Annotated in this window: 9 protein-coding genes; 5 read left to right on the forward strand and 4 right to left on the reverse strand. The window is 50.0% G+C overall.

Features of this window, described 5'->3' with window-relative positions; translation table 11 throughout:
- The first annotated feature begins 2 nt into the window (after nucleotides 1-2).
- Genes ACO0K9_RS25420 through ACO0K9_RS25435 form a run of 4 tightly spaced genes read left to right on the forward strand, consistent with a single transcriptional unit; the run spans nucleotide 3 to nucleotide 3,504 of the window.
- A complete protein-coding gene (locus tag ACO0K9_RS25420; RefSeq protein WP_422989712.1) occupies nucleotides 3-944 on the forward strand; it encodes a chromate resistance protein ChrB domain-containing protein in 942 nt (313 codons plus the stop codon).
- Nucleotides 945-946: 2 nt separating this feature from the next.
- Entirely contained in the window at nucleotides 947-2,116 is a 1,170-nt protein-coding gene (locus ACO0K9_RS25425; protein WP_422989714.1) for a chromate transporter, read from the forward strand.
- Nucleotides 2,117-2,126: 10 nt separating this feature from the next.
- The gene (locus ACO0K9_RS25430; RefSeq protein WP_422989716.1) at nucleotides 2,127-3,047 is read left to right on the forward strand and encodes a Fe-Mn family superoxide dismutase; all 921 of its coding nucleotides are present in this window, start codon (nucleotides 2,127-2,129) and stop codon (nucleotides 3,045-3,047) included.
- Between the two features lies 1 nt (nucleotide 3,048).
- Nucleotides 3,049-3,504, forward strand: coding sequence for a chromate resistance protein ChrB domain-containing protein (locus ACO0K9_RS25435; RefSeq protein WP_422989718.1), 456 nt, complete (start codon nucleotides 3,049-3,051; stop codon nucleotides 3,502-3,504).
- 75 nt (nucleotides 3,505-3,579) lie between these two features.
- Here ACO0K9_RS25435 and rpmG read toward each other — a convergent pair whose 3' ends face one another.
- From rpmG to ACO0K9_RS25450, 3 genes are all read right to left on the reverse strand, one after another.
- The gene (gene rpmG / locus ACO0K9_RS25440) at nucleotides 3,580-3,747 is read right to left on the reverse strand and encodes a 50S ribosomal protein L33 (RefSeq protein ID WP_110257750.1); all 168 of its coding nucleotides are present in this window, start codon (nucleotides 3,745-3,747) and stop codon (nucleotides 3,580-3,582) included.
- A gap of 25 nt (nucleotides 3,748-3,772) precedes the next feature.
- Nucleotides 3,773-4,009 carry a 50S ribosomal protein L28 gene (gene rpmB / locus ACO0K9_RS25445; protein WP_186947587.1) on the reverse strand — a complete coding sequence of 79 codons (237 nt, stop codon included), beginning with the start codon at nucleotides 4,007-4,009 and terminating at the stop codon, nucleotides 3,773-3,775.
- A gap of 516 nt (nucleotides 4,010-4,525) precedes the next feature.
- The gene (locus ACO0K9_RS25450) at nucleotides 4,526-5,302 is read right to left on the reverse strand and encodes a sigma-70 family RNA polymerase sigma factor (RefSeq protein ID WP_422989720.1); all 777 of its coding nucleotides are present in this window, start codon (nucleotides 5,300-5,302) and stop codon (nucleotides 4,526-4,528) included.
- 42 nt (nucleotides 5,303-5,344) lie between these two features.
- Here ACO0K9_RS25450 and ACO0K9_RS25455 point away from each other — a divergent pair, with 42 nt between their 5' ends.
- Complete coding sequence (locus ACO0K9_RS25455; RefSeq protein WP_422989722.1) at nucleotides 5,345-5,578, forward strand: hypothetical protein; 234 nt, start codon at nucleotides 5,345-5,347, stop codon at nucleotides 5,576-5,578.
- Between the two features lie 237 nt (nucleotides 5,579-5,815).
- Here ACO0K9_RS25455 and ACO0K9_RS25460 read toward each other — a convergent pair whose 3' ends face one another.
- Nucleotides 5,816-6,208 (reverse strand): hypothetical protein, encoded by a 393-nt coding sequence (locus ACO0K9_RS25460; RefSeq protein WP_422989724.1) that lies wholly within the window; start codon nucleotides 6,206-6,208, stop codon nucleotides 5,816-5,818.
- Nucleotides 6,209-6,757: the final 549 nt, after the last annotated feature.

A 6,757-nucleotide genomic window follows, 5' to 3' on the forward strand; every position in this document is an offset into this window, starting at 1 on the left:
TTATGGAATGGATATTACTGATTATCAGCCTGCCAACAGAGAACGCGACCGTCAGGATGCGTGCATGGCGTGGCCTGAAAGCCTCGGGGGCGGTGGTACTGCGCGATGGTGTCTACCTGATGCCGGAGCGCGCCCCCTGCCGTGCAGCGCTGGAGGCCATTGCTGCCGACGTGTCAACTGGTGGTGGTTCTGCCACTGTGCTGCGGGTGGAAGAGCCAGAGCAGGCACATTTCGCCAGCCTGTTTGATCGCAATGAAGATTACGCCGGCCTGCTGGCCGATATCGCCGTGGCCAACCAGGCCATGACTGCCGACACCCTGGCGGAAGGCATCAAACAGGCACGCAAGCTGCGCAAGGCGTTTGCCAGTCTGGCAGACATCGATTTTTTCCCCGGCGCGGCACAGGCGCAGGCCGATGCTGCCTTGCAAGAGCTGGAACTGAAGATTGCCCGTGTGCTGGCACCGGATGAACCCCATGCCGTCAATGCGCAGATAGCGCAACTGTCCGTCGCTGCCTACCAGGGGCGGGTATGGGCAACCCGTTGCCGCCCCTGGGTCGACCGGCTGGCCTGTGCCTGGTTGATACGTCGTTTTATCGATAGCCATGCCCGGATATTGTGGTTGGCATCTCCCAGCGATTGCCCCGTAGATGCGCTGGGTTTTGACTTTGACGGTGCCAGCTTCAGCCACGTGGGAAATCGCGTCAGTTTCGAAGTGCTGCTGGAAAGTTTTGCGCTGGAGACCCCAGCCTTAAAGCAACTGGCGGCCCTGATCCATTACCTGGATGTGGGCGGGGTACAACCACCCGAATCAGTGGGTATAGAAAGTGTGTTGGCGGGCATGCGCGCCGCCATTCCCGATGATGACCAGTTACTGGCGGCAGCCAGTGCCGTGTTCGATGGTTTACTGGCATCGTTCCAAAAAATATCACCAAAGGAGACCTGACCATGTCTGCCACGCCTTCTGCAAGCTACACACTGTGGCAACTCATCGCCTATTTCGTGCGCCTGGGAACACTGGGTTTCGGCGGCCCGGTTGCACTGGTCGGTTACATGCATCGTGATCTGGTTGGCGAGCGCAACTGGATCAGCGAGGCCGATTATAAAGAAGGGCTGGCGCTGGCACAGTTGGCCCCTGGGCCGCTGGCCGCACAACTGGCGATCTATCTGGGTTATGTGCATTACCGCATCGTGGGGGCGACCCTGGTCGGCATTGCTTTTGTGCTGCCGTCTTTTTTCATGGTAGTGGCACTGGGTTGGGCGTATGTGCTGTATGGCGGTTTATCCTGGATGCAGTCGGTGTTTTATGGTGTGGGTGCTGCAGTCATCGGCATCATCGTCATGAGTACCAGGAAGCTGACGGAAAAAAGTGTGGGCAAGGACAAATTGCTGTGGGCAATCTATCTCTTGCTGGCTGCAGTGACGGTGATTACGGAATCTGAAATTGCCTGGCTGTTTATCGCAGCCGGCGTGCTGGTCTGGCTGTTGCGTGCCCCACCCAAATTCCTGAACCGGAATAAGCTGAACTCGGTCGGTGTTTCCTTGCCATTGATGGCAGCGATGTTTGGAACGCTGGATGTGCCGCTGCTGACGCAAATTGCCGTGTTCTTTGCCAAGGCGGGTGCTTTTGTATTTGGCTCTGGTCTGGCGATTGTGCCGTTTCTGTATGGTGGCGTAGTGACCGAACATCACTGGCTGACTGACAAGCAATTTGTCGATGCCGTGGCGGTGGCCATGATCACTCCCGGCCCGGTGGTGATTACGGTTGGTTTTATCGGCTATCTGGTGGCCGGTTTGCCAGGTGCCAGCGTTGCTGCACTGGCGACCTTTTTACCCTGCTATCTGTTCACCATTATCCCCGCACCTTACTTCAAGAAATACGGCAAGGTGCCGGGTGTGCTGGCCTTTGTGGATGGCATTACCGCTGCGGCCATCGGTGCCATTGCCGGCTCTGTGATCGTGATTGCACGACGTTCTATCATCGATATACCCACTGCCGCAATTGCCCTCGTCACCATCGCGTTGTTGTGGAAATTCAAGAAATTGCAGGAGCCTGTCGTCGTCGCCGTGGCGGCCTTGCTGGGCCTGCTGATTTACCCGCTACTTTCCCATACTTAAAGGTGGAAACATGGACATGACATTACGCCCGCTGACGCTGGACCTGACACAACTCAAGGGCCTGAGCAGCAATCTGATACTCAGCCATCACGAAAACAATTATAGCGGTGCGGTAAAACGCTTGAATGCTTTACGCCGCCATTTATCGACGCTGGATTGGGCCGCGACACCCGTGTTTACGGTCAACGGACTGAAGCGCGAAGAATTGATTGCCGCCAATTCAGCCTATCTGCATGAACTGTATTTTGATGCGCTGGGTGGGAACGGTGTCTTGCCTTCTTGCGGTTTATCCAGTGCGCTGGAACGTGACTTTGGCTCTGTCGCCCAATGGCAGACTGAATTTACATCCCTGGCCAAGGCCATGGGTGGCGGTTCTGGCTGGGCATTGTTGTCATGGTCGGCGCGGGAAGGACGCTTGATCAATCACTGGGCTGGCGACCATACGCAATTGCTGGCAGGGGCCACACCTTTGCTGGCGCTGGATATGTATGAACATGCCTATCACATGGACTTTGGTGCCAAAGCAGCAGCCTATGTGGATTCCTTCATGCAGAATTTAGACTGGGACCGTATTTATCGACGCTATGGTGCGGCAGTGGCTGCTGATGCTGCTGCCTGGGCAGTTGATGTTGCTGCCTGCGAGCAAATGAAACCTGAGACACAAATCATAGACGTACGGCGAGCGCAATTTTTTGCTGAAGGCAAGGATATGCTGCCAGGTGCGCAATGGCGTGATCCATCTCAGGTTGGGTTTTGGAGCAAAGACCTCAATCAATCCCAGCCAGTATTGATTTATTGCGTGCATGGACTCGACATCGGCAGATCAACCGCCCTGTCCCTGCGTGCACGTGGTTTTGATGCACGCTTTCTGAATGGCGGCATAGAAGCCTGGCGTACTGCAGGCTTGCCTTTACAGACCAAGGAGAATTGACATGCAATGGATTACCAGAGAACGTCCAAAGATAGACCGCATCGCCTGCCCCTGGCTGGTTGCCCGTTTTATCGACAAGACAGCAGAATTTTTATATGTCCGTGCCAGTGATATCACCGGCATTGCCGCCAGAACCGGTGCCATTCCCTATGATATCCCCGGTGTGGAACTGACACACGTCGGTGAATTGTGCAGTTTTGATGCCTTCCTCGACAAATACCAGCTTAGCGACCCGGCGCTGCAACAACTGGCAGTGATTGTCCGTGGTGCTGACACCTCACGACTGGATTTGACGCCACAATCAGCAGGGCTATATGCCCTGTCGCTTGGCTTGTCGCAGAATTTCAGTGATGACCATGAGATGCTGAAGCAGGGGATGGTCATGTATGACGCCCTGTATGCATGGTGTAAAAGCTGTCAGGCAGAAAGCCATCAATGGCCACCAGCCATGACATGAAGTATGTTGTCGTGAAGTGAAGGCAAAAAAAGAAAAAGCCCCGCGATGCAGGGCTTTTTTAAGCAGAAAGCAAAATTACTTGATTTTGGTTTCTTTGTAGATGACGTGCTTACGTGCTTTAGGATCGAACTTCATGATCTCCATTTTTTCAGGCATAGTGCGCTTGTTTTTGGAGGTTGTATAGAAGTGACCTGTACCAGCAGTCGATTCCAGCTTGATTTTGTCGCGACCAGATTTAGCCATGATATTTTCCTAACTATAGTTTAGCTTAAACTTTTTCGCCGCGAGCGCGCAGGTCAGTCAAAACAGCATCAATGCCGATTTTGTCAATGACGCGCAGACCAGCATTGGACAAGCGCAGAGAAACCCAACGGTTTTCTGATTCTACGAAAAAGCGACGATTTTGCAGATTAGGCAAAAAGCGGCGTTTTGTTTTGTTATTAGCGTGGGAAACGTTATTGCCAACCATTGGCCCTTTCCCAGTCACTTGGCAGACACGTGCCATGTTTAACTCCTCAGTGCATTCCGAAATTGGAAAAACGCAAGTATAAACAAAATTCCATGAATTATCAACGACTTGCGAAAAACAAATGTGTCTTATTTAAAAAATTAATTTAACAATTTGATTTTGAACGGGGAAAAGCTGCTACTTCCACAGGCAACAGACCTGCTTTCCGTCTGAAAAGCCCGGTTTCAGCCTTGTCAGCGACAGATCATGAAACAGCGTAGTGCTGCGACAACAAACAGTCTGCTCTTCAAACAATCACTTCAGAATTAGCCGTTTTCAGCAAAAGAATACCTATTGAGATTCGCCACGATGAAACATCCGCCCCATTTGATGGCTAACTGATACAAAGCCCCTGAGGCCATGGCCATCTTAGAACGTGTTTACGATCTGTAGCGAGCGAGCGTCAGCGGGAGTGAAGAGCAGCGCAAAAAGCGGAATGTACTTAAGTACATGAGCATTTTGAGCAGCGCATGAGCCCCGATCACGCTCGCGTAGTAAGATCGTAAACACGTTCTAACAAACCAGTTCAAAGTCGCGCCTTGCCAAGAGCTTTTGTTTTAAATTCCTGAGTGCGGATTGATGGATTTGCGCTATCCGTCCCTTACTTAATTTCAAGATATCGGCAATTTCTTCAAAAGGAATATTCTGCAGGTAATGATAGCGAATCACCTTCTTTTCTTGTTGCGAAAGCTGATCAACCCGAGCTTGAATTTGTTTCTGCAATTGTTTTAGCTCTACTCGCTGGTATTGTGTCGGTTCGGTGATGCGCTCTTGCATCTCCGCAACCATGCCACTGTTTTCCAGCAACCATGAAAGTGCCAAACCCAGCCCCACATCTGCCAGGCGACGGAAAACATCGTCGCTATCTGTCGCCGTGTCGTTCGGCGTTTCTGCCATTTTTTTACTGGCTTGTAGTCGTTGCAATTTCAGACGCTGGTGAACCGTGATTTGTTGTTGCCTTTCTGAGAAAACTTCAATGCCATCCAGCACGGTGCCGCGTATGCGTGAACCGGCAAAGGTATTGAACTGCATACCCAACTGCGGATCATAACGGTCCATGGCGTCAAGCATGCCAACCAGAGCAAGTTGCTGGTATTCCTCGAAATCGATGTCATGACTAAACCGCTTTGCGTAAAGCGATGCAGCAAGTGTTTTTGCATAGGGGTAGTAAATGGCAACAAGATCTTCTCTTGCTTGTATGTCGGCGTTGTCACGCCACCGCTGCCACAGCACAGCTTCAGCACCGTTGTCAGACGCTTGCGCTGAAGCGGAAAATACCCTGTCTGTCATTGCGCTAACAGTTACTGAGCAAAGCCAGGTGACATCATCAAAATGCAGGGGGTGACTTCATTGATATGCAGGCAAGAAGCGGGTGTCACGCGTCCAGCCAGCAACATCACACCAGATTCAGATGGTATACAGCCGGATATTAAAGGTAAAGACAGCTTGCCTATGGCATTTGTGCTCTCGAAGTTTGCCGCTTTTGGCAATGCAATTGTCAACGCCACATCCTGTCCGCAGGTTTTTCTGGTCATGAGTGCGCAGAGTGAGGGGAAAATTTTTTAGGAAGATTATTTTTTATTATTTTCAGCGTAGTGAGTGCTTAGCTGATGCTTACAATTATTTTTTTTAATTGATGGTTTGAAGTGTAGCTGCACTTGTTTTTTGATTACGTATCAAAAACAAAATAATCAAAAAAATGATCAAAAAGAAACAAATTTTTGTTGCTTAGTGCAATGCGGGTGAACCGCAGTAAAAATGGGGGCTGACTATAAAGCGGTGAGCAACAGGCCTGTGACCCTGTTATTCAGTGGGTACCAACAATAAATTGATCGCCTGTTCAATGACAGGTGCAATTTCTTCATCTGCTTCCATTTGATCCTGAATGTGGTCCACCATCTGAAAAAATCTGGGATCAGCCACCAGAACGTCGCCTAATTCATCCAGCAAGACGGATTCTAAAAACACCCTGAAAGTTTTGCGTCGCCGGTTAGGGTCTTCCAGCGGGATTTCCGCCACTTTTTGCACAATCAAACTGCCCACATCTTTTTGGGCGGGAGCCTGACTCTTCTTCGTACGCAAGTTTCCTTTTTTCGCATTGTCGCTACGCTCTCCTTGAGACTGACTCGCTTTTCGTGCGGAACTCATTTGAGTTCGTATCATTGCCGCCAGTTGTCTGGTGCTTTGAATTTTCATTTTGTTGTCTCAGGTTATTGGGAACGGAATGTTGAATCATTGCAGCAGTTAGCTGAAGCCGACCATGAAGTTCCTGGCCACGTCATTTGCGCGCAAAACCAATAAAAGTTGCTATCGTACTATTTCCGAGGGGAAATGGCATTAAGTAATTTGTAATCATATTGTTTTTATATGTCAAATTTCCAGAGCCGCCATTCCATGGTTTGTTCTGTATGTATAGGTATTTATTAAAATATTAATCGGATTTAATTTAAATTTCAAAATAATAAATGTGATTGCTGATTATTTTCGATTTCACCTAAACAATTCCTTAAATGTTTGGATAAATTCTTTATGAAACGACACATGAGACAGAAACAACAATGTTGTCGTATAAATAATTGGTGTGAACTTAAAAAGGCAATTACATGGTAGCGATCGTCAGCGGAAACAGCACAGGCCTGAACTTAACGTCCTCAAGCAATCTGGGCCAGCGCGGTAACCTTGGTTCCGCCAGCCAGGGCAAGACCGGCGAGCAAAGCAGCGTCAACATTGCCAACGGCAACCTGG

This window comes from Undibacterium sp. Ji50W (genome assembly GCF_049340445.1).
Classification (GTDB): Bacteria; Pseudomonadota; Gammaproteobacteria; order Burkholderiales; family Burkholderiaceae_D; genus Undibacterium.

What these genes read in the sequence shown, in the direction of transcription:
- ACO0K9_RS25420 (WP_422989712.1), top strand. Translation starts at nt 3, where the DNA reads ATGGAATGGATATTACTGATTATCAGCCTGCCAACAGAGAACGCGACC.
- ACO0K9_RS25425 (WP_422989714.1), top strand. Translation starts at nt 947, where the DNA reads ATGTCTGCCACGCCTTCTGCAAGCTACACACTGTGGCAACTCATCGCC.
- ACO0K9_RS25430 (WP_422989716.1), top strand. Translation starts at nt 2,127, where the DNA reads ATGGACATGACATTACGCCCGCTGACGCTGGACCTGACACAACTCAAG.
- ACO0K9_RS25435 (WP_422989718.1), top strand. Translation starts at nt 3,049, where the DNA reads ATGCAATGGATTACCAGAGAACGTCCAAAGATAGACCGCATCGCCTGC.
- rpmG (WP_110257750.1), bottom strand. Translation starts at nt 3,747, where the DNA reads ATGGCTAAATCTGGTCGCGACAAAATCAAGCTGGAATCGACTGCTGGT.
- rpmB (WP_186947587.1), bottom strand. Translation starts at nt 4,009, where the DNA reads ATGGCACGTGTCTGCCAAGTGACTGGGAAAGGGCCAATGGTTGGCAAT.
- ACO0K9_RS25450 (WP_422989720.1), bottom strand. Translation starts at nt 5,302, where the DNA reads ATGACAGACAGGGTATTTTCCGCTTCAGCGCAAGCGTCTGACAACGGT.
- ACO0K9_RS25455 (WP_422989722.1), top strand. Translation starts at nt 5,345, where the DNA reads ATGCAGGGGGTGACTTCATTGATATGCAGGCAAGAAGCGGGTGTCACG.
- ACO0K9_RS25460 (WP_422989724.1), bottom strand. Translation starts at nt 6,208, where the DNA reads ATGAAAATTCAAAGCACCAGACAACTGGCGGCAATGATACGAACTCAA.